29 protein-coding genes are annotated in these 26,673 nt (G+C 52.2%); 13 read left to right on the top strand and 16 right to left on the bottom strand.

Annotated elements, in window-relative coordinates; genetic code table 11:
• Window positions 1-124: 124 nt before the first annotated feature.
• Window positions 125-664 (bottom strand): SadB/YajI family lipoprotein, encoded by a 540-nt coding sequence (locus OGV93_RS12220; RefSeq protein ID WP_029139433.1) that lies wholly within the window; start codon window positions 662-664, stop codon window positions 125-127.
• A 153-nt stretch (window positions 665-817) separates the two neighbouring features.
• On the opposite strand from OGV93_RS12220, the gene nrdR reads away from it, so the two are divergent.
• From nrdR to pgpA, 6 genes are all read left to right on the top strand, one after another.
• Window positions 818-1,267, top strand: coding sequence for a transcriptional regulator NrdR (nrdR, locus tag OGV93_RS12225; protein ID WP_016152032.1), 450 nt, complete (start codon window positions 818-820; stop codon window positions 1,265-1,267).
• 3 nt (window positions 1,268-1,270) lie between these two features.
• A complete protein-coding gene (gene ribD / locus OGV93_RS12230; protein ID WP_287095545.1) occupies window positions 1,271-2,374 on the top strand; it encodes a bifunctional diaminohydroxyphosphoribosylaminopyrimidine deaminase/5-amino-6-(5-phosphoribosylamino)uracil reductase RibD in 1,104 nt (367 codons plus the stop codon).
• Window positions 2,375-2,460: 86 nt separating this feature from the next.
• On the top strand, window positions 2,461-2,931 hold the full coding sequence (gene ribH, locus OGV93_RS12235; protein WP_016152034.1) for a 6,7-dimethyl-8-ribityllumazine synthase: 471 nt from the start codon (window positions 2,461-2,463) through the stop codon (window positions 2,929-2,931).
• Window positions 2,932-2,950: 19 nt separating this feature from the next.
• Complete coding sequence (nusB, locus tag OGV93_RS12240; RefSeq protein WP_000801129.1) at window positions 2,951-3,370, top strand: transcription antitermination factor NusB; 420 nt, start codon at window positions 2,951-2,953, stop codon at window positions 3,368-3,370.
• A 77-nt stretch (window positions 3,371-3,447) separates the two neighbouring features.
• Complete coding sequence (thiL, locus tag OGV93_RS12245) at window positions 3,448-4,425, top strand: thiamine-phosphate kinase (RefSeq protein WP_287109604.1); 978 nt, start codon at window positions 3,448-3,450, stop codon at window positions 4,423-4,425.
• The gene (gene pgpA / locus OGV93_RS12250; protein WP_016152036.1) at window positions 4,403-4,921 is read left to right on the top strand and encodes a phosphatidylglycerophosphatase A; all 519 of its coding nucleotides are present in this window, start codon (window positions 4,403-4,405) and stop codon (window positions 4,919-4,921) included. Before thiL ends, pgpA begins: the two co-directional genes overlap by 23 nt.
• 100 nt (window positions 4,922-5,021) lie before the next feature.
• Here pgpA and yajO read toward each other — a convergent pair whose 3' ends face one another.
• From yajO to xseB, 4 genes are read right to left on the bottom strand one after another with little or no spacing between them, the layout of a single operon-like run.
• Complete coding sequence (gene yajO, locus OGV93_RS12255; protein ID WP_016155855.1) at window positions 5,022-5,996, bottom strand: 1-deoxyxylulose-5-phosphate synthase YajO; 975 nt, start codon at window positions 5,994-5,996, stop codon at window positions 5,022-5,024.
• A gap of 56 nt (window positions 5,997-6,052) precedes the next feature.
• The gene (gene dxs / locus OGV93_RS12260; RefSeq protein ID WP_047357694.1) at window positions 6,053-7,915 is read right to left on the bottom strand and encodes a 1-deoxy-D-xylulose-5-phosphate synthase; all 1,863 of its coding nucleotides are present in this window, start codon (window positions 7,913-7,915) and stop codon (window positions 6,053-6,055) included.
• Window positions 7,916-7,939: 24 nt separating this feature from the next.
• Window positions 7,940-8,839 carry a (2E,6E)-farnesyl diphosphate synthase gene (gene ispA / locus OGV93_RS12265; protein WP_016152039.1) on the bottom strand — a complete coding sequence of 300 codons (900 nt, stop codon included), beginning with the start codon at window positions 8,837-8,839 and terminating at the stop codon, window positions 7,940-7,942.
• Window positions 8,840-9,082, bottom strand: a complete 243-nt coding sequence (xseB, locus tag OGV93_RS12270; RefSeq protein ID WP_016152040.1) for an exodeoxyribonuclease VII small subunit — start codon at window positions 9,080-9,082, stop codon at window positions 8,840-8,842.
• Between the two features lie 208 nt (window positions 9,083-9,290).
• Here xseB and thiI point away from each other — a divergent pair, with 208 nt between their 5' ends.
• A complete protein-coding gene (gene thiI / locus OGV93_RS12275; protein ID WP_005125147.1) occupies window positions 9,291-10,739 on the top strand; it encodes a tRNA uracil 4-sulfurtransferase ThiI in 1,449 nt (482 codons plus the stop codon).
• Between the two features lie 99 nt (window positions 10,740-10,838).
• On the opposite strand, the gene OGV93_RS12280 is transcribed toward thiI, so the two are convergent.
• From OGV93_RS12280 to panE, 3 genes are read right to left on the bottom strand one after another with little or no spacing between them, the layout of a single operon-like run.
• Window positions 10,839-11,918, bottom strand: coding sequence for a hypothetical protein (locus OGV93_RS12280; protein ID WP_137367315.1), 1,080 nt, complete (start codon window positions 11,916-11,918; stop codon window positions 10,839-10,841).
• Between the two features lie 31 nt (window positions 11,919-11,949).
• Entirely contained in the window at window positions 11,950-12,540 is a 591-nt protein-coding gene (gene yajL / locus OGV93_RS12285) for a protein deglycase YajL (protein WP_016152043.1), read from the bottom strand.
• Complete coding sequence (gene panE, locus OGV93_RS12290; RefSeq protein WP_016155860.1) at window positions 12,503-13,414, bottom strand: 2-dehydropantoate 2-reductase; 912 nt, start codon at window positions 13,412-13,414, stop codon at window positions 12,503-12,505. Before panE ends, yajL begins: the two co-directional genes overlap by 38 nt.
• A gap of 174 nt (window positions 13,415-13,588) precedes the next feature.
• Between panE and OGV93_RS12295 the strand changes: the two genes are divergently transcribed.
• Window positions 13,589-14,080: a YajQ family cyclic di-GMP-binding protein gene (locus OGV93_RS12295; RefSeq protein WP_003831002.1), complete on the top strand. Its 492-nt coding sequence runs from the start codon at window positions 13,589-13,591 to the stop codon at window positions 14,078-14,080.
• Window positions 14,081-14,174: 94 nt separating this feature from the next.
• On the opposite strand, the gene OGV93_RS12300 is transcribed toward OGV93_RS12295, so the two are convergent.
• The gene (locus OGV93_RS12300; RefSeq protein ID WP_131380809.1) at window positions 14,175-15,539 is read right to left on the bottom strand and encodes an MFS transporter; all 1,365 of its coding nucleotides are present in this window, start codon (window positions 15,537-15,539) and stop codon (window positions 14,175-14,177) included.
• A 182-nt stretch (window positions 15,540-15,721) separates the two neighbouring features.
• Here OGV93_RS12300 and OGV93_RS12305 point away from each other — a divergent pair, with 182 nt between their 5' ends.
• Genes OGV93_RS12305 through OGV93_RS12315 form a run of 3 tightly spaced genes read left to right on the top strand, consistent with a single transcriptional unit; the run spans window position 15,722 to window position 16,994 of the window.
• A complete protein-coding gene (locus OGV93_RS12305) occupies window positions 15,722-16,204 on the top strand; it encodes an Hcp family type VI secretion system effector (protein WP_047416886.1) in 483 nt (160 codons plus the stop codon).
• An 11-nt stretch (window positions 16,205-16,215) separates the two neighbouring features.
• Complete coding sequence (locus tag OGV93_RS12310) at window positions 16,216-16,665, top strand: STM2901 family protein (protein ID WP_047357696.1); 450 nt, start codon at window positions 16,216-16,218, stop codon at window positions 16,663-16,665.
• The gene (locus OGV93_RS12315; RefSeq protein ID WP_047357697.1) at window positions 16,665-16,994 is read left to right on the top strand and encodes a DUF1493 family protein; all 330 of its coding nucleotides are present in this window, start codon (window positions 16,665-16,667) and stop codon (window positions 16,992-16,994) included. The genes OGV93_RS12310 and OGV93_RS12315 overlap by 1 nt, the downstream gene beginning before the upstream one ends.
• 59 nt (window positions 16,995-17,053) lie before the next feature.
• On the opposite strand, the gene cyoE is transcribed toward OGV93_RS12315, so the two are convergent.
• The 7 genes from cyoE to OGV93_RS12350 form a co-directional block, all read right to left on the bottom strand.
• Window positions 17,054-17,944: a heme o synthase gene (cyoE, locus tag OGV93_RS12320; protein ID WP_003831005.1), complete on the bottom strand. Its 891-nt coding sequence runs from the start codon at window positions 17,942-17,944 to the stop codon at window positions 17,054-17,056.
• An 11-nt stretch (window positions 17,945-17,955) separates the two neighbouring features.
• Window positions 17,956-18,285 carry a cytochrome o ubiquinol oxidase subunit IV gene (locus OGV93_RS12325; protein WP_003831006.1) on the bottom strand — a complete coding sequence of 110 codons (330 nt, stop codon included), beginning with the start codon at window positions 18,283-18,285 and terminating at the stop codon, window positions 17,956-17,958.
• A complete protein-coding gene (locus OGV93_RS12330; RefSeq protein WP_003831007.1) occupies window positions 18,285-18,899 on the bottom strand; it encodes a cytochrome o ubiquinol oxidase subunit III in 615 nt (204 codons plus the stop codon). The genes OGV93_RS12325 and OGV93_RS12330 overlap by 1 nt, the downstream gene beginning before the upstream one ends.
• The gene (cyoB, locus tag OGV93_RS12335; protein ID WP_003831008.1) at window positions 18,889-20,880 is read right to left on the bottom strand and encodes a cytochrome o ubiquinol oxidase subunit I; all 1,992 of its coding nucleotides are present in this window, start codon (window positions 20,878-20,880) and stop codon (window positions 18,889-18,891) included. Before cyoB ends, OGV93_RS12330 begins: the two co-directional genes overlap by 11 nt.
• 19 nt (window positions 20,881-20,899) lie before the next feature.
• Window positions 20,900-21,847, bottom strand: a complete 948-nt coding sequence (gene cyoA, locus OGV93_RS12340; protein WP_003847580.1) for a cytochrome o ubiquinol oxidase subunit II — start codon at window positions 21,845-21,847, stop codon at window positions 20,900-20,902.
• 459 nt (window positions 21,848-22,306) lie between these two features.
• The gene (gene ampG, locus OGV93_RS12345) at window positions 22,307-23,782 is read right to left on the bottom strand and encodes a muropeptide MFS transporter AmpG (protein ID WP_047416883.1); all 1,476 of its coding nucleotides are present in this window, start codon (window positions 23,780-23,782) and stop codon (window positions 22,307-22,309) included.
• Between the two features lie 44 nt (window positions 23,783-23,826).
• Window positions 23,827-24,405: a lipoprotein gene (locus OGV93_RS12350; protein WP_016152050.1), complete on the bottom strand. Its 579-nt coding sequence runs from the start codon at window positions 24,403-24,405 to the stop codon at window positions 23,827-23,829.
• Window positions 24,406-24,711: 306 nt separating this feature from the next.
• Here OGV93_RS12350 and bolA point away from each other — a divergent pair, with 306 nt between their 5' ends.
• Both bolA and tig read left to right on the top strand, forming a co-directional pair.
• Entirely contained in the window at window positions 24,712-25,029 is a 318-nt protein-coding gene (gene bolA, locus OGV93_RS12355; protein WP_016152051.1) for a transcriptional regulator BolA, read from the top strand.
• A gap of 344 nt (window positions 25,030-25,373) precedes the next feature.
• Window positions 25,374-26,672, top strand: coding sequence for a trigger factor (gene tig, locus OGV93_RS12360; RefSeq protein WP_003021622.1), 1,299 nt, complete (start codon window positions 25,374-25,376; stop codon window positions 26,670-26,672).
• Window position 26,673 lies beyond the last annotated feature (1 nt).

Below are 26,673 nucleotides of genomic sequence, written 5' to 3' on the forward strand. Positions count from 1 at the left end.
CGGCGAATTGTACTGGCTCCCATGAATGTTGCCAAGTTTTACCAGAAATATCGGTTATGTCAGGTGAGTAACAAAACGGGCCGGAGTGATGTTGCGGAACGCACAAAACGTCCCGCAAAAAAGTTTATTGATTAACAGGCTGGATGTCGTGGATACGAACAAATCCTAACTGGTCCGGAGAGAGGCCATTTATCTGCAGCGGAATGTCTACGTCGCTGGGAGCAAGGATACTTGCCGGGGCCGTTACCAACTGGTTCTGAACGTTCGCTTCCTGATAGTTATCCGTGGTGCCCTGAATTTGTCCATACTCGACGGTGGCGCTAAAGGCGGGTAAAGGCGTAGTAGATTCACCCTGAATACGTAATGTGAGCCGCGTGCCGTCGGCGTTCGGCGCAATATTGACAAGTGACATCCGTAACATGCCAATCTGGCTGTCCAGTCGGGCTGGTGTATTGGAACCCGGCAGCAGATAGGCTCCGCTGGTTGATTTGGCATTCAACATATTTTGTTGTGTAATTTTTACCGTTTCCTGATTTAGCTGTGTCATCTCTTTATTCAACGTGCTAACACTTTGATGCATCTGGCGTACTTCGCTTTGCTGTGCGCATGCGCTAAGACTAAAGAGACTTCCCACCAGGAGAATTCTTAGGTAACGTCTTGTCATTGTGATTACTTCCTTCATTGTCGCGATAGCATAATGGTAGTGCGCACCGAGCACGAAGGCATCGATCCTTTGTCTCAAAAGCGCTGCGCCTTTGTTGTCACGCCAGTTCAGGGTAAAATAGATTTCTGTTAACCACTGAGGACAGGACGCCGTATGCATTGCCCATTCTGTTTCGCCGTAGACACTAAGGTAATTGACTCTCGTCTTGTAGGCGAGGGCTCCTCAGTACGCCGCCGTCGGCAGTGTCTGGTCTGTAACGAACGTTTCACCACTTTTGAAGTGGCTGAACTTGTCATGCCACGCGTTGTGAAAAGCAACGATGTGCGTGAACCCTTTAATGAAGATAAGCTGCGCAGCGGCATGCTCAGAGCGCTTGAGAAACGTCCGGTCAGCTCAGATGACGTCGAAATGGCGTTGAACCATATCAAATCACAACTGCGTGCGACTGGCGAGCGTGAGGTGCCGAGCAAGATGATCGGCAACCTGGTGATGGAGCAGTTGAAAAAACTCGATAAAGTCGCCTACATCCGCTTTGCCTCGGTTTACCGGAGTTTCGAAGATATCAAAGAATTTGGCGAAGAGATTGCTCGCCTACAGGACTAAGCCATGCAGGATGAATTGTACATGGCGCGCGCGCTGAAGCTTGCTGCGCGCGGACGTTTTACCACTCACCCCAATCCCAACGTGGGCTGCGTGATTGTCAAAGATGGGGAGATCGTCGGTGAAGGGTATCATCACCGCGCGGGCGAACCGCATGCCGAAGTCCACGCTCTGCGCATGGCTGGAGAAAAAGCGCAAGGGGCGACTGCCTATGTAACGCTTGAACCCTGCAGCCATCATGGTCGTACACCCCCGTGCTGCGATGCGCTGATTGCCGCAGGCGTGTCACGTGTGGTTGCAGCGATGCAGGATCCCAATCCGCAGGTAGCAGGTCGTGGTCTCTACCGTTTGCAGCAGGCGGGCATTGACGTCAGTCACGGGCTGATGATGAGCGAGGTTGAGCAGCTTAATAAAGGCTTTCTCAAGCGTATGCGTACGGGATTCCCCTACGTGCAGCTTAAACTTGGTGCGTCGCTTGATGGGCGTACGGCGATGGCCAGTGGTGAAAGCCAGTGGATAACCTCGCCGCAGGCGCGTCGCGATGTGCAACGATTACGGGCGCAAAGCCATGCCATCTTAACCAGCAGCGCTACGGTGTTGGCTGACGACCCTCAGCTTACCGTGCGTTGGTCGGAACTTGGGGAGTCAACCCAGGCGAGTTACCCGCAGGAAAATATGCGCCAGCCTATCCGCATTGTTGTTGATAGCCAGAATCAGGTCACGCCGGAACACCGTATTGTGCAACAGCCTGGAGAAACCTGGATTGCCCGGACAAAAGATGATCCTCGTAGTTGGCCGGAGACGGTGCGCAGCCTGAAGGTGCCGGAACATAACGGGCATCTGGATCTGGTGGTGCTGATGATGCAACTGGGCAAGCAGCAAATTAACAGCATTTGGGTTGAAGCAGGTCCAACGCTTGCGGGCGCGTTATTACAGGCCGGACTGGTCGATGAGCTAATCGTGTATGTTGCGCCTAAACTGTTAGGCAGCGATGCACGAGGATTATGTGTGCTTCCAGGCCTTGAGAAACTGGCTGACGCCCCCCATTTCAAATTCAACGAAATACGCCATGTAGGTCCGGACCTTTGCCTGCATTTAGTGGGCGCATGATCTCCCGGTTCGAAAGGGAAGCAGCGCACAGATTATTATGATAAAATCCGCCCCCCTGCGGGGTCCAGTGAATCCGAAGGAAGAATATGAACATTATTGAAGCTAACGTTGCTACCCCGGACGCTCGCGTCGCCATCACCATTGCGCGTTTCAACAACTTTATCAATGACAGCCTGCTGGAAGGTGCGATCGACGCCCTGAAACGTATTGGTCAGGTTAAAGATGAAAACATTACCGTCGTTTGGGTTCCGGGCGCGTATGAGCTGCCGCTGGCAGCCTCGGTACTTGCAAAATCCGGTAAATACGACGCGGTGATTGCGTTAGGTACGGTGATTCGTGGTGGCACCGCGCACTTCGAATATGTGGCTGGCGGTGCAAGTAATGGCCTGGCGCATGTCGCTCAGGACAGTGGCATTCCGGTAGCCTTCGGTGTTCTGACCACCGAAAGTATTGAACAAGCCATCGAACGTGCTGGCACTAAAGCTGGCAACAAAGGCGCAGAAGCTGCACTGACTGCACTTGAAATGATTAATGTATTGAAAGCCATCAAGGCCTGATTTTTGTAAGGGGAAATCCGTGAAACCTGCTGCTCGTCGCCGCGCCCGTGAGTGTGCCGTCCAGGCGCTCTACTCCTGGCAGTTGTCCCAGAACGACATCGCTGATGTTGAATACCAGTTCCTGGCGGAACAGGACGTGAAAGATGTCGACGTTCTGTATTTCCGTGAACTGCTGTCCGGGGTGGCGACTAACAGCGCGTACCTGGATGGATTAATGAAGCCTTATCTGTCTCGTCTGTTGGAAGAGCTGGGTCAGGTAGAAAAAGCCGTGCTGCGTATTGCGCTGTTTGAACTGTCTAAACGTAGTGATGTGCCGTACAAAGTGGCCATCAACGAAGCGATTGAACTGGCGAAAACCTTCGGCGCTGAAGACAGCCATAAATTCGTGAACGGCGTACTGGATAAAGCAGCACCTGTGATTCGCCCCAACAAAAAGTAATCCCGAGGCCGGCTGGATGGTGGAACTTGTTTCCGCTGCCCCCGGCTTTTTCTTTTTTTTCTGCTGAGGCATAACGTATGGCATGCGGCGAATTTTCCCTGATTGCCCGTTATTTTGACCGCGTAAGAACGTCTCGTCTTGATGTCGAAACCGGTATTGGTGACGATTGCGCACTTCTGAACATCCCTGAAAAACAGACGCTGGCGATCAGCACCGATACGCTGGTGGCAGGCAACCACTTCCTCCCCGACATTGATCCCACCGATCTCGCCTGGAAAGCGCTGGCGGTGAATTTGAGCGATCTGGCGGCGATGGGAGCCGATCCTGCGTGGCTGACGCTGGCGCTCACGCTGCCTGACGTCGATGAAGCCTGGCTTGAAGCCTTCAGTGATGGCCTGTTTGAACTCCTCAATTACTATGATATGCAGCTGATAGGTGGTGACACCACGCGTGGGCCACTGTCGATGACGCTGGGTATCCACGGCTACGTCCCTGTTGGACGGGCCTTAAAACGCTCCGGTGCGAAACCGGGGGACTGGATTTATGTGACCGGTACGCCGGGCGACAGCGCGGCCGGGCTGGCGATTTTGCAGGATCGCTTGCAGGTGGCAGATGCAAAAGACGCAGATTATCTGCTTAAACGTCATCTGCGTCCAACACCGCGTATTTTGCAGGGACAAGCCCTGCGCGATCTGGCCAGTGCGGCTATCGATATTTCCGACGGCCTGATTTCCGATCTGGGGCATATCGTCAATGCCTGCGGCTGTGGGGCGCGGGTTAACGTCGATGCGTTGCCATACTCTACGGCATTTGCCCAACACGTTGAGCCGGAACAAGCCCTGCGCTGGGCGCTTTCGGGGGGTGAAGATTATGAGTTATGCTTTACCGTACCGGAAATTAACTGTGGCGCACTGGACGTGGCGCTGGGGAATCTCGGCGCATCGTTTACCTGCATTGGGCAGATGAGCGCGGACGTGGAAGGCATTCACTTTACGCGCGACGGAAAACCCGTCACGTTCGACTGGAAAGGATATGACCATTTTGCCGCGCCTTAAAAAAGATGTCGCCAAAAGCCGCCTGAGTATGCGCAATCCGTGGCACCTGTTGGCCACCGGTTTTGGCAGCGGGCTGAGCCCAATTGTTCCAGGCACGATGGGATCGCTGGCGGCGATCCCTTTTTGGTATTTAATGACGTTTCTGCCGTGGCAGCTGTATTCACTGGTGGTCATGTTGTCTATCTGTATCGGCGTTTATCTGTGCCATCAAACGGCGAAAGATATGGGCGTGCACGATCACGGTAGCATTGTCTGGGACGAGTTTGTCGGGATGTGGATAACCCTGATGGCGCTGCCGACCCACGACTGGCAGTGGGTCGCCGCCGGATTTGTGATTTTCCGTATTCTGGATATGTGGAAGCCGTGGCCGATCCGTTGGTTCGATCGCAACGTGCATGGCGGTACGGGGATCATGATTGATGATATTGTGGCCGGAATACTCTCCGCCGGAATTTTGTATTTTATCGGCCATCACTGGCCGGTAGGTATCATTTAAATGGGCTTGCCGGATGGCAGCGTAAACGCCTTATCCGGCCTGGAAACACGATGGCGGTTTCGTAGGCCCGATAAGCGCAGCGCCATCGGGCAATGCCAGATTATTTAAATCCGACCACCGGATGCTGTTTGTACGGCGTTTCCAGCTCGGCAATCTGCTCTGGCTTCAGCGTCAAATCCACCGCATTAAGTAACTCATCCAACTGTTCCTCGCGTGAAGTGCCGATAATCGGCGCTGCCACCCCCGGTTTGCTCAGCAGCCAGGCCAGCGCAACCTGCGCACGCGTTACGCCTAATTCCTCACTGACACCGGTCAGCCGCGCGGCAATTTGCGCGTCGTTTTCATCGCTGTCACTGTATAAATTTTTACCGACTTCATCAGAAACCAGACGTGCGGTCGTTTCTCCCCAGGGGCGCGTCAGGCGACCACGCGCCAGCGGACTCCAAGGGATCACCGCGACGCCTTCCTGATAGCAAAGCGGCAGCATTTCGCGTTCTTCCTCACGGTAGATCAGGTTGTAGTGATCCTGCATGCTAACGAACTGCGCCCAGCCGTGTTGTTTCTGTAAAGCCAGCGCCTGAGCAAACTGAGACGCGTGCATGGATGAGGCGCCAATATAGCGAGCTTTACCGGCTTTCACTACGTCGTTAAGGGCTTCCAGCGTTTCTTCGATAGGCGTATTGTAATCCCAGCGGTGAATTTGCAGGATGTCCACATAGTCCATACCCAGGCGTCTGAGGCTATCGTCGATTGAGCGCAAGATTTGTGCGCGGGATAATCCTTCCGCTAAATCATCAACCTGGTGAAAAACCTTGGTGGCGACCACGACCTCTTCGCGGCGGGCGAAATCACGCAGCGCGCGGCCGACAATCTCTTCGCTGCTGCCAGCGGAGTAGCTGTTGGCGGTATCAAAAAAGTTAATGCCGCCTTCAATAGCGTGTTTGATTATCGGGCGGCTGCTTTCTTCTGGTAGCGTCCAGGCGTGATTGCCGCGATTGGGCTCGCCAAACGTCATGCAACCCAGGCAAAGGCGGGAGACCCGTAGGTCGGTTTTTCCTAAGGTGTTGTATTTCATTAATCCACTCCTGCTATGCTCGTGATGAGTTAAGCATAGCAGGAGCGGGGAGGGGATTATGCCAGCCAGGCCTTGATTTTGGCCTCAATTCCGGCGGCATTAAGTCCCAGTTCGGCGCGAGCCTCGTCCTGAGTCCCCTGCGGGATGAAGAAGTCAGGCAGGCCAATGTTCAGCACCGGAACAGGCTTGCGATGGGCCATTAGCACTTCGTTTACGCCGCTACCAGCGCCGCCCATAATGGCATTCTCTTCGAGGGTGACCAGCACCTCGTGTTGGGCTGCCATTTCGAGGATCAACGTTTCATCCAACGGTTTCACAAAGCGCATATCAACCAGCGTGGCGTTCAGTGATTCTGCGACCTGATCGGCTTCCGGCATTAGGGTGCCGAAGTTGAGGATCGCCACTTTCTCACCGTGACGCTTCACGATGCCTTTGCCGATTGGCAGATGTTCCAGCGGCGCCAGCTCAACGCCCACCGCGTTACCGCGCGGATAACGTACGACCGTTGGACCGTCGTTGTAGTGATAGCCGGTGAACAGCATCTGGCGACATTCGTTCTCATCGCTTGGGGTCATAATGACCATTTCCGGGATACAGCGCAGGAAAGAGAGGTCGAACGCCCCTTGGTGGGTTTGTCCATCTGCGCCAACGATACCTGCCCGGTCGACGGCGAACAGGACCGGCAGTTTCTGGATGGCGACATCATGCAGTACCTGATCGTAAGCGCGTTGCAGGAAGGTGGAGTAAATAGCCACGACCGGCTTATAACCGCCAATCGCCAGACCGGCTGCAAACGTCACCGCGTGCTGCTCGGCAATCGCCACATCAAAGTAGCGATCCGGGAACTTACGTGAGAACTCCACCATACCGGAGCCTTCGCGCATCGCCGGGGTGATCGCCATCAGCTTATTGTCTTTCGCCGCGGTCTCACACAGCCAGTCACCGAAGATTTTTGAATAGCTCGGCAGGCCGCCGCTGCTTTTCGGCAGACATCCGCTGGATGGATCGAATTTGGGTACCGCGTGGAACGTAATCGGATCTTTTTCCGCAGGCTCGTAGCCACGACCTTTTTTGGTCATGATGTGCAGGAACTGTGGACCTTTGAGATCGCGCATGTTCTTAAGCGTGGTGATAAGCCCCAGCACGTCGTGACCGTCCACCGGACCAATATAGTTAAAGCCCAGCTCTTCAAACAGCGTACCCGGCACAACCATGCCTTTGATGTGCTCTTCGGTACGTTTGAGCAGTTCTTTAATCGGTGGTACACCGGAGAACACTTTCTTCCCGCCTTCGCGCAGCGAGGAGTAGAGTTTGCCAGAGAGCAGTTGCGCCAGGTGATTGTTCAGCGCGCCGACGTTCTCTGAAATCGACATTTCGTTGTCGTTGAGGATAACCAGCATGTCGGGCTTAATATCACCCGCGTGGTTCATCGCTTCAAATGCCATGCCTGCGGTGATTGCACCGTCCCCAATCACACAAACGGTACGGCGTTCCTTGCCTTCTTTCTCGGCGGCAACCGCAATACCGATACCTGCGCTGATGGAGGTTGAGGAGTGCCCAACGCTCAGTACGTCATATTCGCTCTCACCGCGCCATGGGAATGGATGCAAACCGCCTTTCTGCCGAATGGTGCCGATTTTATCGCGGCGGCCGGTCAGAATTTTGTGCGGGTAAGCCTGATGTCCCACATCCCAGATTAACTGGTCAAACGGGGTGTTGTAGACGTAGTGCAGCGCTACGGTGAGTTCCACCGTGCCCAGACCAGAGGCGAAGTGCCCGCTGGAACGGCTTACGCTGTCGAGCAAATAGCGGCGCAGTTCGTCGCAAAGCTTTGGCAGGCTCTCTTTTGGCAGCAGGCGTAACTCCTGAGTGGAGTCGACCAGCGCCAGGGTCGGGTATTTGGCTATATCAAAACTCATCGCAAGCTCATGGGATATGTTGGTTTATTTATCACGCTGGATTATGTAGTCCGCTAGCGCTTCCAGTGCCGAGGTATCGAGTGACTGTGCGGCCAGCAAACTTAGCGACTGGCGGGCATCCTCAATTAAATCCCGGGCTTTATTCTGGGCTTGCTCAAGACCCAGAAGTGCAGGATAGGTACTTTTGCCAAGCTGCTGGTCAGCACCCTGACGTTTACCCAATGTTGCAGTATCGCCTACCACATCCAGGATGTCATCCTGAACCTGGAAGGCCAGACCGATGCTTTCTGCGTACTTGTCGAGTATTGCCAGGCATTCTCGCCCTTTATCGCCTGCGCTTAACGCACCCAGACGCACGGCGGCGCGAATCAATGCCCCGGTTTTATGGCGGTGAATACGCTCCAGCGCATCCAATTCTACCTGATGGCCTTCAGCGTCCAGATCCAACGCCTGACCGCCGCACATACCGGCGATACCGCTGGCCTGGGCCAGTTCAGAGATCATCGCGATGCGGTCACGGTCAGAAACTTCCGGCATCGGGGCGTCGCTGATAATGGAGAACGCCAGCGTTTGTAGCGCATCTCCGGCCAGGATCGCATTCGCCTCGCCAAATTTTACGTGGCAGGTCGGCAGACCGCGGCGCAGGTCATCGTCGTCCATCGCGGGTAAGTCATCGTGCATCAGCGAATAGGCATGGATACACTCGACGGCGGCAGCGGGAGCATCAAGCGTACTCAGGCTGACGCCAAACATCTGACCGGTCGCATACACCAGAAACGGGCGCAGACGTTTACCGCCTAATAATGCGCCATATTGCATGGTTTCGACCACGGGAGTGTTCTGAAAGGGCAATGGCGCGATAAAACGGCTCAGTGCCTGGTTGGCCTGCTCAACGCAAGCCTGTAGCTGCTGCGTAAAATCCATTTACTCATTATCCGGTGTGAAAGGCGTAAGGGCGGCGTCTTCAGTATCTGACAGCAGGATTTGTACGCGCTGTTCAGCCTGTTGCAACTTGACCTGTCCCTGACGTGCTAACTGTACGCCACGTTCAAATTCGTTCAGCGCTTCTTCCAGCGGCAGGTCGCCGCTTTCCAGACGGGTAACAATCTGTTCCAGGTCGCTCAGCGCTGTTTCAAAACTGGCTGGCGCTTCATTTTTCTTCGGCATAATGAATGTCTGACTCTCTGTATTGGCAGCACAAGGCTATGGTAACGGACTCGCACTGATAAGCAAATAACGCACAATGGTAAGGCGATGTGCACAGGATGACCATGATGGTGGTATACTTGCGCGCCTGGATGCAGCCGCAGGGTATGGGCTGCTGTATTTTTTTCCATTACAAGTCATTCAGACTTGCCAAAGAACCATTGCCGCCATGAAGTTTATCATTAAATTGTTCCCAGAAATCACCATCAAAAGCCAATCTGTGCGTTTGCGCTTTATAAAAATTCTGACAGGGAACATTCGTAACGTTTTAAAGCACTATGATGAAGACCTTGCCGTTGTCCGCCACTGGGATCACGTTGAGGTTCGCGCTAAAGATGAAAGCCAGCGCCTGGATATTCGCGACGCGCTGACCCGTATTCCGGGGATCCACCATATTCTCGAAGTTGAAGACGTGCCGTTTACCGATATGCACGATATTTTCGAGAAAGCGCTGGTGCAGTATCGCGATCAACTGGAAGGCAAAACCTTCTGCGTACGCGTTAAGCGTCGCGGTAAGCATGAGTTTAGCTCTATTGAGGTGGAACGCTATGTTGGCGGTGGACTGAACCAGCATATTGAATCCGCGCGCGTGAAGCTGACGAAGCCGGACGTGACGGTTAATCTTGAAATCGAAAACGACCGTCTGCTGCTGGTTAAAGGCCGCTATGAAGGTATTGGCGGTTTCCCGATCGGGACGCAGGAAGATGTACTGTCGCTGATTTCCGGTGGTTTCGACTCCGGCGTGTCCAGCTATATGCTGATGCGTCGCGGCTGCCGCGTGCACTACTGCTTCTTTAATCTCGGCGGCGCAGCGCATGAAATCGGCGTTCGTCAGGTGGCGCATTATCTGTGGAACCGCTTTGGTAGCTCGCATCGCGTGCGTTTTGTCGCGATCAACTTTGAGCCGGTGGTTGGCGAGATCCTGGAGAAAGTCGACGACGGTCAGATGGGCGTGGTCCTTAAACGTATGATGGTTCGTGCAGCGTCGAAAGTCGCTGAGCGCTACGGCGTACAGGCGCTGGTAACCGGTGAAGCGCTGGGCCAGGTGTCCAGCCAGACGCTGACCAACCTGCGCCTGATCGATAACGTTTCTGACACCCTGATCCTGCGCCCGCTTATCTCCCATGATAAGGAGCACATCATTAATCTGGCGCGTGAAATTGGTACTGAGGACTTTGCCCGTACCATGCCGGAATACTGCGGTGTGATTTCAAAAAGCCCGACGGTGAAAGCGATTAAAGCGAAGATTGAGGCCGAAGAAGAAAACTTCGATTTCTCTATCCTCGATAAAGTGGTTGAAGAAGCGAACAATATCGATATTCGTGATATCGCCCAGCAGACGCAGCAGACCGTGGTGGAAGTGGAAACCGTGAGCGGCTTCGGCCCGAACGATGTGATTCTGGATATCCGCTCTGTGGATGAACAGGATGACAAACCGCTGAAGGTTGACGGTGTGGACGTCGTTTCTCTGCCGTTCTACAAACTGAGCACCAAATTCGGCGATCTGGACCAGAGTAAAACCTGGCTGCTGTGGTGTGAACGCGGGGTGATGAGCCGTCTGCAGGCGCTGTATCTGCGCGAGCAGGGCTTTGAAAACGTGAAGGTATATCGCCCGTAGTGACTTTTGCCTGAGGGTGCTGCGCTTATCAGGCCTGCAAGCGGTATGTTTTGTAGGCCTGATAAATTGTTTATGCTGCCATCCGGCAATATAACAATATTATTCAAAACGGATGGGGAGCTTTTTCCCGTTCGACACCCAGACACCCTGATAGACGCCGTCTTTTAACTCCAGCGTTATCTTCTCTTCCGATTGTTCAGCGGCAGAGGTCTTCAGTACATAATGTTGATTGTCGGCTGTGTCGCATTTACCGTTTAATTCAATCGGTGCGCCAAATTTCTGGTAAAAGTAAGCCCCTTCAAAAAAATCACCGTATTTGCAGTCGACCTTCAACACAATACGCATGCTTTTTCCCAACGTGCCGTACATGACCTTGCCGTCAATGCCGGGCGCTGGCGAAACCGGTGTAGATCTCTTTGCGGCAGTCAGATACTGGCCGTAAGGCGTGAGCTGATTATGCAGTTCAACGGTCGGGATTTTCGTGGTGAAATCGCCCAGTTCGTCACCCGCGCGATTGGCGTGGTTGCTACAACGTCCGTTCAGGAAAGCCAGATGGTCTTTTTGCAGGGAGAATTTGTCGATGTAGTACAGACCGTCGGTGTAGGTTGCACACGATGCGTAGAATTCGGCAAAGCCAGAATCTCCACCGTCTTCTTTTATTTGCTCCGGCTTTTGTGATTTCTGTGCGGCAACAAAGGTATCAATTTGGCTGCGGATATCTTTTCTGATACGGGTGTTTAATTCGGTCATCGTGGAGCGGGAAAAGAGGTCGTTAAGGGTAATTGTCGCGCCGTTGGCTAAATCGAAGCTGATCGGTACATTGTACGACTCGCAATACGCCCCGCAGCCTTCGACAAACATGTTGAGGGTCAACACTTTGGCGTCGCGATACTCAACCGTGTAGTCAAGGTTTGCGGTGGGATTCATCTCTGATTTCGCAAACTGATTCACGGTCGCTCGTGGATTATTTCCCGGTAGCTGATTGATAAAGCTTGTGAAAATATAATCGTTAATGCGTTTTGCAACCTGTGGGTTATCCGTTGAGGTAAACCACGGCACGCGATATTGCATCTCAGTGCTTGCGGGATAGCGATACTCAAGGCTCTCAATTTCAAGTTGAGTCGCACTGGCGTAGCCGGAAAGGAGCAGTAAAGCCACTCCGCTCAGATATCCTTTCATCATAATTCCTTGAATGCGAGTGGCCTGAATATTACTCGTAGTAGTTATAAATTCCCGCTGCCATAACCAGTTGTGATGCCACTTCGTAAGCTTTTTCGCGACTCACCAGGAGATCAATGATTTTTAAACCGAAATCGATTGAGGTTCCCGGTCCCTGGCTGGTTAACAGATTGACGCGCGGATCCCATACGACGCGCTTATCCTGCCACTGGTCAGTGGGAATATTGTCTTTCAGCGCCGGAAAACCGGTCATGTTACCAATGGGGAAAATATCGTGTGGGACGAGGACTGTGGCGGCAGCGGCGCAAATTGCCGCGACAATGCGCCCGGAGCGATGAAACTGTTTCACGGTTTCGACAAGCAGAGGGCTGTCGCGAAAACACTCGGCGCCTTTAATACCGCCGGGCAGCACGATAATGTCGAAATCCCCGTCAGCAACTTCCACTAATGGTGCATCCGCCAGTAGTTTTACGCCGCGTGAGCACACGATCGTCAGGCCGCCATCGCTGGCGACGCTGGCGGTCGTGACCTTAATTCCGCCGCGAACCAGCAGATCGATAGTGGTGACCGCTTCGGTCTCTTCACTACCAGGGGCGAGACATACCAGTGCTTGAGCGCTCATACTCACTTTCCTTTCTCTTAACCATTTCAAACAGGCGGGCATTTTCCGGGACGGCGATGCCGTGCGCGCGGGCGCGTTTTAGCAAATAACCGGTAATGTAGTCGATCTCAGTATGGCGCAGGGCATGTATGTCTTGCAGCATTGATGAGATATTTTCCGCCGTACTGTCAATCACTTGCTCAACATAATAGCGTAAATCATCTGCTGATGTGTGGTGGCCTTCGCGTTCAATGACCGCCGCCACCTCCTCGCAGATGAGTGCTATTTTTTCAGGATGATGGCGTAACTCTCCATTCGAGCAATCCCATAATGCGGTCAGCGGGTTAATGACGCAGTTGACGGCCAGCTTGCGCCACAACTCAGCGCGAATATTGTTGTGCCAGGCGACGTCCGGCAGCACCTCTTGCAGGACTTCAGCCAGATAACTGAAATCACCGTCTTGTTCACGCGCCGGACCAATCCTTGTTGTTCCCTGAGCGACATGAATGATGACGTTGCCGTCACGGCGTGCCGCGTGGGTTGTGGTGCCCATCAATAGAGGTTGCTTAATGTTATGCAACTCTTCAATCGTCCCCATACCGTTGTGAATCAGCAGAATGGGAGTGGTGTCAGGCAGAATGGCGGCCAGGCCTTTGACCGCATCAGAAACCTGCCAGGCTTTCAGAGTGACAAGCAACAGGTCGCTTTTCGCCAAAAAATCGGGGTCGTTTGCCGTCAGGGATTCATTGAATACTGACCCATCCGTGTCGATCAGGTTAACGCTGCAATAGGGTTGCGGTACGCGTAGCCACCCCTGAACCTCATGTCCATGTTTGCACAGCGTGGTTAGCCAAAGCTGTCCTAACGCTCCACATCCCAGTACGGTAATTTTCATTCTTCCTCCTCACCTGCAACATCACCAGGTGTTAATCCATATCGGCCGTACCCCATTATTGTTCGCCGGTATCAGTACCACGTACAATTAAAGGATACAGCCTAGTATAGCGCTGTCTGTTGTGTAACTTTGCAGGTATTATGCTTCGCATCAAAAATGAAGGGAGAGGAAAAGATGCCATCTTTCGATATTGTTTCTGAAGTTGATCTTCAGGAAGCCCGTAACGCGGTAGATAACGCCAGCCGCGAAGTGGAGTCACGCTTTGATTTTCGTGGCGTTGAAGCGACTTTTGAGCTGAACGAGTCGAATAAGACGATTAAGGTGCTAAGCGAGTCTGATTTCCAGGTCAATCAGTTGCTGGATATTTTACGTGCCAAGCTGCTGAAACGTGGTATTGAAGGCACTTCGTTGGACGTACCAGAAACCTTCGTGCACAGCGGTAAAACCTGGTTTGTTGAAGCTAAGCTGAAACAGGGCATTGAAAGCGCGGTGCAAAAGAAAATCGTTAAGCTGATCAAAGACAGCAAACTGAAGGTGCAGGCGCAGATTCAGGGCGAAGAAATCCGCGTGACCGGCAAGGCGCGTGACGATCTGCAATCCGTTATGGCGCTGGTTCGCGGCGGCGATCTCGGCCAGCCGTTCCAGTTTAAGAACTTCCGCGATTAAGTCGTAATGCCTGATGGCGCTACGCTTATCCGGCCTACAGGTTTCACACGCTATTTGTAGGCCGGGTCAAACGATAGTCGCCATCTGGCACTCTTCACGCCTGGCTGATGGCCTGTTCAACCTCAAATCGATTCGTCACTTTGCTGTCGATTTTCACGTAAGCCGAATGCTCTTTCGCTACAATTAACACTTCGCTTATCCCTTCTTTAGCCAGCAGACGCTGCTTAAGGGTGTCATCTGCGGCAATCTCAGGTGGGATTTCCACTCGCAGGCTACTGACATATGGCGGCTCTTTCATTGTGCTTGCCACCAACAACCAAACTGCCGCCAGAAGCGCGCCGGCCAGGAATACCGCCTGACCATCAAACATTTCGACCACCCAACCGCCGAGCGAACCGCCAATCGCCACGCCAAGAAACTGGCTGGTGGAGTAAACGCCCATCGCCGTGCCTTTATAGCCAGCCGGAGACTCTTTGCTGATAAGCGAGGGGAGGAGGGCCTCCATCAGGTTGAAGGCGAGGAAGAATATCTGAACGCCCGCAATCAGCCCCCAAAAACGCACGTTAGCGCTCCACAATACAATCTCTGCGATAAGGATCAGTAACACGCAGGCGAGGAATACGCGCTTCATCCGCCGCTTCACTTCTGCGTAAATGATGAACGGCACCACGGAAACAAAGGACAGCAGCATCGTCACCAGATAAATTTTCCAGTGCTCTGCGGCGGGGAAACCGGCTTTCGCCAGTTGGCCCGGTAAGGCGACGAAAGTGGACATCAACAAAATGTGCAGACACATGATGCCAAAGTTGAGCTTGAGCAGTTTGGGCTCAGCCAGCACTTTGCTGAAGCTGCCTTTTACCATGCCAGATTCGCGGTTCAGCACGTGGCTGGTGCTATTGGGAACGACCCAAATAGTCAGCACAATGCCGGTGGTTGCAAGAGCTGCAATCATCCAGAACAGCGCGTGTAGCCCCAGCGCATGGGTAATGATCGGTCCTAGCACCATCGCAATGGCGAAGGTGATACCAAAGCTGACGCCGATAAACGCCATCGCTTTAGTACGGTTTTGCTCACGGGTTAAGTCGGAAAGCAGCGCCATCACGGCGGCGGCAATCGCGCCAGAGCCTTGCAAAGCGCGACCGAGAATAATGCCCCAGATTGAATCGGAGAGGGCGGCAATCACGCTGCCGAGAACGAATACCGCCAGCCCGCCGACGATAAGCGGCTTACGACCGATGCGGTCTGAAAGCAGACCAAAGGGGATCTGGAAAACGGCTTGCGCCAGACCATAAATGCCAATGGCAAGGCCAATCAGCGCTTCACTGGCACCCTGTAGCGCCATACCGTACGTGGTCAGAACCGGCAGAACCATAAACATGCCAAGCATGCGCAACGAGAATACGGTCCCTAAACCCCAGGTGGCGCGCAACTCACCGGGCGTCATTTTGTAATCGTTCATTCCCACCTCTGTATTAATTTCGCGCCTAGTGTAAAGCGGGGAAGGAGTGCGGTAAACCTCTACGATATGTGGAATTGTGTAGTGGGAAAATTGAAATAATTACAACTGCAACTAATTTACTTGCGATAATTACAGGTGTAGTCTTTTTGTGGTTATTTCTAATGGAAAGAGGGAAAAGGAAAATGGCGATTCCGGGCAATATGTGGATTTATGACGATGGTGGTGCGCTGATTAAGGGCGGGTGTGATGTAGAGGGAAGAGAATACAGTATTGAATTTAAAGGCTTTCATCACAATTTGTCTATTCCCACTGATAACGGTACAGGCAAGCCAACAGGCACACGCCAACATTCACCGATGATGATCGTCAAAGAGTTTGACTACTCTAGCCCGTATTTATACAAAGCTGTCGCTTCTGGTCAGAATCTTAAGTCCGCAGAGATTCGTTGGTACAAAATCAATGATGCCGGTCAGGAAGTTGAATACTTCAATATGTTTCTGGAAGGGGTGCGGATTGTCTCCGTTTCTCCCTCGATGGCTGGTCCAGAGGACATGAATAATAACCATCTTGAAACCATAGAATTACGCTACGAAAAAATCACCTGGAAGCATTGCGACGGGAACATTATCTATACCGACGCATGGAATGACCGGCAGACGGCATAATGGGGGATTGAATGGACACAACTGAAGAGGCGAATGGAACCTATTGGTATCATGGTCACAGCAATCTGTCCGCTGGCGAATTGTTCGATCTCATCTTTCTGGAACAGTTTTGTGATGAGTTAGGTATTGGTATTGAATCGGGAGCCGCTATTCTGGCTGGTCAACCCTGGTTGAAGACGAGACAAAAACCTTCCGGGGCTATTGAAGGAACAAGTGTTGTTTCCAAATACGGGAGAATGCTTCTGAAAGATGCGCGGGTACCATTTGGTATTAAAGTCCCCACTCCGGTGGGGTTAAGGATACAAAGCACTAACAAACTCGCTGCTGTGATTGCTCGTTATGTACCCTGGCTTGGGTGGATTGGTCTTGTAAATGCACTTGTGCAAGTATCCAGAAAGACTCAGATAAAATACAACTTAATTGCTCGCTCTAAAGATCGCATTCAGTGGACATCATTCTAATGAGTATTCAAGACGATGTGTTAAAGCTTTTCAGGGAAGAAATACCTGGGTATTTGGATGAAAACTGGAAAGAGGTTCCTTTAGAACTCGACTCAGATTTGTTTGATGCCCCCGGTGATGATCTTCACAGTGCTCTGGATCGATATGAGAAAGAGTTCAAAGTCGATTTATCATGTGTGAACTGGAAACCTTATTATCCATGGCACAATCTGCCACTATTCACTAGATGGTTCAAAGCTAACCGGGAAGAAGTGGAAGCAACACGCATACCGCTAACCGTAAGGATGTTTGCTGAGTCGGCTGAAGCGGGGAAATGGCTTTATGACTGAATAACATCCCTGCCAATAAAAAAGGGTGCCGGAGGCACCCTTTTCGTATCAGCAGATCGTTACCAGACGTAAGTCAGCAGGTTCTGCGAGTTTGGCACCATAAAGTCAACGGACATCATCACGGAAAGCGCGGTAATGGCGATGATGGAGAAACCGAACAGCTTGCGTGCCCAGACCCTGTCATCTTCCACTTTATAACCGCGCAGCGCCATGCCCAACCACCAGACACTCACCGCCGCAGCAACAATCAGGTATTTATAACCAGCATAGCCGCCCAGGGTTAGCATCAGCGTGGCGATAGCAAACGCCACGATGTACAGCGTGATATGGTTCTTCGCGACCGAAATACCTTTCACCACCGGCAGTACCGGGATGTTGGCTGCCTGATAATCCTTAAAGCGGAAAATCGCAATCGCGTAAGAGTGCGGCATCTGCCACAGACTGAAAATAGCCAGCAGAATCAGCGCACCGCTATCGAACTCACCGGTTACGGCGCAGTAGCCAATCACCGGCGGCGCAGCACCGGAGAGTGAGCCAATCAGCGTGCCATAAACGGAATGGCGCTTCATGTACAGGCTATAGACGCCCACATAGACCACGAAGCCCATTACCCCCAGCCAGCAGGCCAGAGGGTTCGCGCCAAACCACAGCAGCATAAAGCCAGCAATACCCAGCAGGGTGGCGTATACCAGCGAGACCGCAGGGGAAATCAGACCTTTAACCAGCACACGGTTTTTGGTCCTCTCCATCTTCCTGTCGATATCCCTGTCGATGTAGTTGTTAAATACACAACCCGACGCCACAACCAGTGACACCCCAACCAACGTGTAGATAAACAGGGGATAATCAATGCTGCCTTTCGAGGCCAGCAGGAATCCCCCAATCACCGAGATCAGGTTGCCAAAGATGATGCCTGGTTTTGTTACTTGCAGGTATTGCTTAAACATCATAATCGCCGCTCTTAGTGCATCATCATGTTGTAGTTAAGGTTCCACATAATCCAGATGGAGCCCACAACCAGGATGGCGATGATTAGCACAGTAAAGACAAAGGCTGTCATGTTCCAACCTTCATCAGATTTGCTATTCATGTGCAGGAAGCACACCAGGTGCACCAGAATCTGTACCACTGCCATTGCCAGAATAGTTCCCAGAATGACGGCAGGAGAGGCAGAACCTGTCATGACCATCCAGAACGGAATAACCGTCAGGATTATCGACAGGATAAAACCTGTCATGTAGGTTTTTACGCTGCCATGGGATGCGCCGCCGCTCTCGTTAGAATGACTCATTACATCGCCCCCATCAGATAAACAACAGTGAACACACAGATCCACACCACATCCAGGAAGTGCCAGAACAGGCTCAGGCACATGATGCGGGTACGGTTAGTACTGGTCAGGCCGCGACGAGCAACTTGCACCATCAGCACCGCCATCCAGATAAGACCGGAGGTGACGTGCAGACCGTGCGTGCCGACCAGCGCGAAGAACGCAGACAGGAAGCCGCTGCGATCCGGGCCCATACCGTTAACAATCAGGTGATGGAATTCATAGAGTTCCATCCCGATGAATCCGGCACCAAACAAGAAGGTCAACGCCAGCCAGGAGATAACCTGGCTCTTGTTGTTCTTGTACATGGCGATCGCCGCCATGCCGTAAGTAATAGAGCTGAATAACAGCAGGAATGTTTCAACCAGAACGAACGGCAGTTCAAAAATGTCCTTACCTGTTGGGCCACCAGCGGTGCCGTTCACCAGAACGGCATAGGTTGCAAACAGAATAGAGAACAGAATGCAGTCGCTCATCAGGTAGACCCAGAATCCGAAGATCTTGGTCTGGCCTGCATCGTGGTGCCCGTGTTCGTGCGCGTGGGCAGTCGCGTGCGTTAAAGTATCAGTTGCCATTTTTCAGCCCTGCCTTAGTAATCTCATCGAAATGCTGGTTTTCCAGTTTTTCGACTTCCGGGACCGGCACGTAGTAATCCACGTCTTCATCAAAGCTTTTCACAATCCAGCTGATGATCATGCCTGCGAAGCTTGCAATCGCCAGCCACCAGATATGCCAGATCATGGCGAAACCAAACAGTGTTGCGAAGGCGGTAATGACGATACCGGCACCGCTGTTTTTCGGCATATGAATTTCTTCATAGTGCGCAGGCTGCTTGTACGCTTCACCTTTTTCTTTCATTTCCCAGAAGGCATCACGCTCATGAACGTGCGGCACAACGGCAAAGTTGTAGAACGGAGGCGGGGAAGAGGTTGCCCACTCCAGCGTACGACCACCCCATGGGTCACCGGTCAGGTCGCGGTTCTGCTCGCGGTCGCGAATAGAAACGAAGATCTGAATCAGCTGGCACAGGATACCCAATGCAATCAGCGCGGCACCGCAGGCGGCAACGACCAGCATCGGATGGAACTGCGGGTCAATCTGCTGGCTGAGGCGACGGGTCATCCCCATAAAGCCCAGCACATACAGCGGCATAAACGCCACGAAGAAGCCGATGATCCAGAACCAGAATGCGCGTTTACCCCAGGTTTCGTTCAGCGTGAAGCCAAACGCTTTTGGCCACCAGTAGGTCATACCTGCGAAGCATCCAAATACGACGCCGCCGATGATAACGTTATGGAAGTGCGCAATCAGGAACAGACTGTTGTGCAGCACGAAGTCCGCACCCGGAACCGCCAGCAGTACGCCGGTCATGCCGCCGACTGAGAAGGTAACGATAAAGCCAATCGTCCACAGCATCGCTGAGTGGAATACGATACGACCCTGGTACATGGTGAACAGCCAGTTGAAGATCTTCACCCCGGTCGGGATGGCGATAATCATGGTGGTAATACCGAAGAAGGCGTTTACGTTAGCGCCTGCACCCATGGTGAAGAAGTGGTGCAGCCAAACAACGAACGACAGCACGGTGATACACACGGTTGCCCACACCAGTGAGGTGTAACCAAACAGACGTTTACGTGAGAAGGTTGCAGCGATTTCGGAGAACACACCGAAGACCGGCAGAACCAGAATGTACACTTCCGGATGGCCCCAGGCCCAAATCAGGTTGATGTACATCATCATGTTGCCGCCCATATCGTTGGTAAAGAAATGGGTGCCCAGATAGCGATCCAGGGTCAGCAACGCGACGGTAACCGTCAGGATTGGGAAAGACGCGATAATCAGGATGTTCGCACACAGCGATGCCCAGCTAAATACCGGCATCTTGAACATGGTCATTCCTGGCGCACGCATCTTAATGATGGTCACAAAGAAGTTGATCCCGGTTAGGGTTGTACCAATACCGGACAACTGGACTGCCCATATCCAATAATCGACCCCGACGCTTGGACTGTACTCTATTCCCGAGAGTGGCGGGTACGCCAGCCAACCGGTCTGTGCGAATTCACCCACGCCCAGAGACAGGTTAACCAGGATTACGCCGACAACGGTGAACCAGAAGCTCAGGTTGTTCAGGAACGGGAATGCAACGTCACGTGCGCCGATCTGCAGCGGAACCACCAGGTTCATCAGACCGATAACAAATGGCATTGCCACGAAGAAGATCATAATCACGCCGTGAGCCGTGAAGATCTGGTCGTAGTGGTGAGGTGGCAGGAAGCCCGCTTCACCTGCAGAAGCCAGCGCTTGCTGACTACGCATCATGATGGCGTCGGCAAAGCCACGAATCAACATGACGATTGCGACAATGACATACATGATGCCAAGGCGTTTGTGGTCAACCGAAGTTAGCCACTCTTTCCACAGGTAGGTCCACTTACCGAAGTAAGTGATTAGGCCCAGTAAGGCCGCACCACCGATGATAATGGCAGCGATCGTAACCATGACAATTGGTTCATGGAACGGCACTGCATCCAGCGTCAATTTTCCGAACATCGTATTCTTCCTCGGCCCCTTAGTGAGCGGATTCCGCGTGGCTCATGTCCATGCCTTCCATTCCTTCGTGTGCGCTGTGCTCACCTTCGGGTTGGGTCATGTCCATGCTCTTACCGTGAGCCATAAATTTGTTAATAACGTCTTTAAACAAATCTGGTTTCACGTTGGAGAAGTATTCCACCTGGTTGTATTCGCTTGGCACAGCCACTTTTTCGAACGCAGCCATGTCGCTCATGGTGTTCGTGGACTGTTTAGCTTTAGCAACCCATTGGTCGAATTCGGCGCGGTCCTTTGTTGCGATAGCCTTGAACTTCATACCGGAGAAGCCTGGTCCGCTATAGCTTGCGGAGATACCATCATAAGTACCGACTTCGTTGGCGATCAGATGCAGTCGAGTCTGCATACCGGCCATGGCATAAATCTGGCTACCCAGACGCGGGATAAAGAAGGAGTTCATCACGGAGTTGGACGTCACTTTGAACTCAACCGGAGTATTCGCCGGGAAGGCGATTTCATTCACGGTAGCGATACCTTGTTCCGGATAGATGAAGAACCATTTCCAGTCCATGGAAACCACTTCAATGGTAATGGGCTTCTCGTCATGCGCCAGCGGTTTGCTTGGCTCAAGAGCGTGAGTGGTTTTCCAGGTCAGTACGGCAAGGAAAATGATGATTAAGATCGGCACCGTCCAGACCACAGCTTCCACTTTATTGGAGTGTGACCAGTTCGGGCTGTACTTCGCATCTTTATTGCTTGCACGATACTTCCAGGCGAAACCAACAGCCATCAAGATGGCAGGAATAACGACAATCAACATCAGGCCAAATGCCGTCAGTATCAGAGAACGTTGTTCCAGTCCAATCTGTCCTTTAGGGTCAAGCAGCGCAGAATTACAGCCACTGAGTAATGCAGTGCCTGCAATTAATGACAACCATCCCAAACTTTTATTGTATTTCCTGAGTCTCATTTAACGACCTCAATTCCACGGGACCGGGTGGCGTTTAAAGTGTGAGGGCATTTTACGGGAAGGTTACATTACTGTAAACATCCTTGGATCTGTGTTACTGGGTTCTGCCGGGCATGTCACATATGTTGCAATATATGTCGTTTTGACTTTAAGAACCTGTTGCAACATCACGTTATAACGAAAGCGGGCAAGCGGGAGACGTGCTGAGGGCAATTGGTATAACCAATACGAAAATAAAACAATTGTTTAACAATTGATTATCAATAAAAAGACAATTGAAGAACAAAAAATAAATCTGTAGTGGCTGAATCGAGTAAGGGAAATAGTATATATAAAAGGCGTCAATAATTTCCAAATTCTTTGGCGCACAAAATAACAAATAATATTTTTAGTAATTGTTGTTTATTTAGCCGTTATAATTACGCAGGGTGATTACAACGGCGATATTAATGTGGATTTTTACGCCAGGCGGGTTTTGCGCAGTGCCAGATAATCCAGCAATCCACCAAAAACGACCCCGCAGACCGCGACCACTACCGAGATTTCCAGCAGTTCCGGCAGGAAGGAGAAGTTGGTGTAATCCAGCGCGTTCATGGTTAATAGCAGCAGCCAAACCACCAGCAGACAGCAGCCCGCAACCAACGTCATTAATGCCAGGCTGTACGCGCTACGAAATTCCGTGCGCGGAATGAAGCTCTCATTTTGCCAGCTATGTTCCAGAGTCTGACGACAAACCAGCAGCAGTATGAGGCCGGGGATAGCGGCAAACACAGAGAACAAATAAAACGTTGGCCACCCGTGCGCTTCAACAAACCAACCTGCTACCGGGCCAACGTAAACGCGACCAACGGCGGAAAGCGCGGAGAGCAGAGCGAACTGGGTTGCTGAAAAGGACTTATTGCACAGCGTCATTAATAAGGCGACAAACGCTGCCGTACCCATACCACCACACAGGTTTTCAAAGAAGACGGCGGCGGCCATACTGAACATGTGTTTGTCAGTGATGGACAATAACCAGTAGCCCGCATTCGACGCCCCCTGCAGGATGCCGAAAATCAGCAATGCGCGAAACAGCGAAAGGCGTTGCATCAGGATCCCGCCGTACAGCGCGCCAACGATGGTTGCCAGCAGTCCGAGCGTTTTATTCACCACGCCAACTTCACCCGCATCAAATCCGACGCCGCGGATTAAAAAGGTTGTAGTCAGGCTCATGGCAAAGGCATCCCCGAGCTTATACAGAACGATAAGCAGCAGAATTAGCCAGGCGTTGTTACGACCAAAGAAGTCGCGCAGCGGGGCCACAACCGCTTGCTCCAGCGTTTTGGGCACCGGAATGGCATCAGTCGGTTCGGGCGCTAGCAGGGTAGCGATGATGCAAGGTATCAGCAGCGCCGCCATCAGCCAGTACATTCCTTGCCAGCCCAGCCAGCGGTCGGCCATCCACAGAGCCAGCCCACCGGAAACCAGCATCCCTAAACGATAGCCCAGCACGCTGATAGCCGCGCCAGTGCCGCGTTCTTCGGCGGGTAGCACGTCGGTTTTCCATGCGTCAAAGACGATATCCTGCGATGCCGAGCAAAACGCGATCACCACCGCAAGCGCGGCCATCCAGCGTAGCTGCGTGCCAGGCTCCAGAAAGCCCATCGCGGCGATAGAAATCAGTAACAGCACCTGAGTTGCCAACAGCCAGCCACGGCGTCGACCTAAAAACGGCGGCGTGTAGCGGTCCATTAGCGGAGACCAGAGGAACTTAAACACGTAGGCCTGGCCGACCAGAGAAAAGAAACCGATAGTTTTAAGATCGATATTCTCGACTGTCATCCATGCCTGAAGCGTACCCGAGGTCAGTGCGAGTGGTAAACCGGAGGCGAATCCCAGTATGAGCAGGATAGCTGAACGTGGTTGCTGAAAAATACGTAAGTAATGACTGGACATGGGCTTCTATAGGCCCGACGAACGCCGGGCCATATGGGCAGAAATTAACGAGCGTTCTGCTTGATGAAATCGTGAACGCTGGTGTCCTGAGACATATCAGCGATGGTATCGGTCAGCACGCTGTTAACGGCGTCAGCGATATTTTTGTTAGAGGCCTGCAGTGCGCCTTCAACAGAATAGCTTGCGCGGTAGTTTTTGGTCATCTTGTTGCCGTTAGCAGCAGTCGCAATGATGGCGATGTCTGCCTTGGTGGCGATGTTATAGCGCACGCTACCCTGGGACACGTCTGCATACAGCTGGCTAACAATGATTTGCAGGTTAACAGCACCGTTTGGCCCAATCATATAACCGCGTGCGGTCATCTGTTTTTCCAGTACTTCTTGCAGCAGGAAGCGCAGATCGCGGGACGCGGTCAGGGTAACAAGCTGGTTGTCACGGGTAACTTTTGCCAGCGCCTGATCCTGACGCTGGTCGGCACCGTTGATGCTAACGGTCACACCCATCAGGCTCGGGTCCTGCTGTGGCAGGGTAATTTTCGGGGAAACTTCAATAGTGGTCGGCGGCGTTGCGCATCCAGCTAACATAAACAGCGCGACAAACGGGACGAGGATTTTTTTAAACATGCCAGGGCTCTCAGCGAATCTAAATTGTATGGTTGGAGAAAATTCCCGCCATCATAACATCGCCAACGATGAGGGGAAGTGGGTAACGCATGTAAATTCATTGTGTTGTCAGTTTTATGTCTTTGTGGAGACCATAAACGGACTTTTTGCAATAAATCGAAGTGAGGATTTAGTGAACTTCATCCATTTGGCTGAGAAAATCAGACAAACGCTAATTTTTTGTTGCTAAGGTGTAATGAAAGCGGTAAAAGCGGCTAGTATTTAAAGGGATGGGTGACATCTCAGCGTTGTCGGAGGAAAAACTTCATGATGATTCGTGAGCAAATAGAAGAAAAATTAAGGGCAGCGTTCCAACCCGTGTTCCTCGAAGTTGTGGATGAAAGCTATCGTCACAATGTCCCGGCAGGTTCTGAAAGCCACTTTAAGGTTGTGCTGGTTAGCGATCGCTTTACAGGTGAGCGTTTTCTGAATCGTCATCGGATGATTTACAGCACCTTAACGGTGGAGCTTTCCACAACCGTTCATGCACTTGCCCTGCATACCTACACCATTAAGGAGTGGGAAGCGTTGCAGGATACGATTTTTGCATCGCCTCCGTGTCGTGGGGCGGGAAGCATCGCGTAAAAACGGATTTGCAACAACCGACGCTTTTCCAGTATGTTGCTACAGATTATGTGAAAACGGCCTGCGGGCCGTTTTGTTTTGTCTGAATTCTGGGGCAGTCGTACAGTATTCAGACAAAAATTAGCCGGGAATTGTGAAAAAAGCCGCAGCAACGCGCGATAACCGTTCTCGACTCATAAAAGTGATGCCGCTATAATGCGCGTCTTATTTTTCGGAATGTCTTCGGGATGATTCTGACGACAGGGAATGTGATTGCTTATGAGAACATCCCAGTTCCGCGAAGCCAACAACCTGTGCTTGCGGAGAAGAGTTGACCGAGCACTGTGATTTTTTGAGGTAACAAGATGCAAGTTTCAGTTGAAACCACTCAAGGCCTTGGCCGCCGTGTAACGATTACTATCGCTGCTGACAGCATCGAGACCGCTGTGAAAAGCGAGCTGGTCAACGTAGCGAAGAAAGTGCGTATTGACGGTTTCCGCAAAGGAAAAGTACCGATGAATGTTGTTGCTCAGCGTTATGGCGCGTCTGTTCGCCAGGACGTTCTGGGCGACCTGATGAGCCGCAACTTCGTTGACGCGATCATCAAAGAAAAAATCAATCCGGCTGGCGCACCGAACTACGTTCCGGGCGAATACAAACTGGGTGAAGATTTTACTTACGCGGTAGAGTTCGAAGTTTACCCGGAAGTTGAGCTGACTGGCCTGGAAGCAATCGAAGTTGAAAAACCGGTTGTTGAAGTCACCGACGCTGACGTTGACGTGATGCTGGACACCCTGCGTAAGCAGCAGGCTACCTGGAAAGACAAAGACGGCGCTGCTGATGCAGAAGACCGTGTAACCATCGACTTCACCGGCTCTGTAGACGGCGAAGAGTTCGAAGGCGGCAAAGCGTCTGACTTCGTACTGGCGATGGGCCAGGGTCGTATGATCCCAGGCTTTGAAGAAGGCGTTAAAGGCCACAAAGCTGGCGAAGAGTTCACTATCGATGTGACCTTCCCGGAAGAGTACCACGCTGAAAACCTGAAAGGTAAAGCCGCTAAGTTCGTTATCAACCTGAAGAAAGTTGAAGAGCGCGAACTGCCGGAACTGACTGAAGAATTCATCAAACGTTTCGGCGTTGAAGATGGTTCCGTAGCGGGTTTGCGCGCTGAAGTACGTAAAAACATGGAACGCGAGCTGAAAGGCGCTGTGCGTAACCGTGTTAAGTCTCAGGCGATCGAAGGTCTGGTAAAAGCTAACGACATCGACGTTCCGGCTGCTCTGATCGACAGCGAAATCGACGTTCTGCGTCGTCAGGCTGCACAGCGTTTTGGCGGCAACGAAAAACAAGCTCTGGAACTGCCGCGTGAACTGTTCGAAGAACAGGCTAAGCGTCGCGTAGTTGTAGGTCTGCTGCTGGGCGAAGTGATTCGTACCAACGAGCTGAAAGCTGACGAAGATCGCGTTAAAGGCCTGATCGAAGAGATGGCTTCTGCTTACGAAGATCCGAAAGAAGTTGTTGAGTTCTACAGCAAAAATAAAGAGCTGATGGACAACATGCGTAACGTCGCTCTGGAAGAGCAGGCTGTTGAAGCCGTTCTGGCGAAAGCGAAAGTGACTGAAAAAGCCACTTCCTTCAACGAACTGATGAACCAGCAGGCGTAAT

Origin of the sequence: Citrobacter sp. Cb031 (assembly GCF_030336725.1) — a bacterium.
Classification (GTDB): domain Bacteria; phylum Pseudomonadota; class Gammaproteobacteria; order Enterobacterales; family Enterobacteriaceae; genus Citrobacter; species Citrobacter braakii.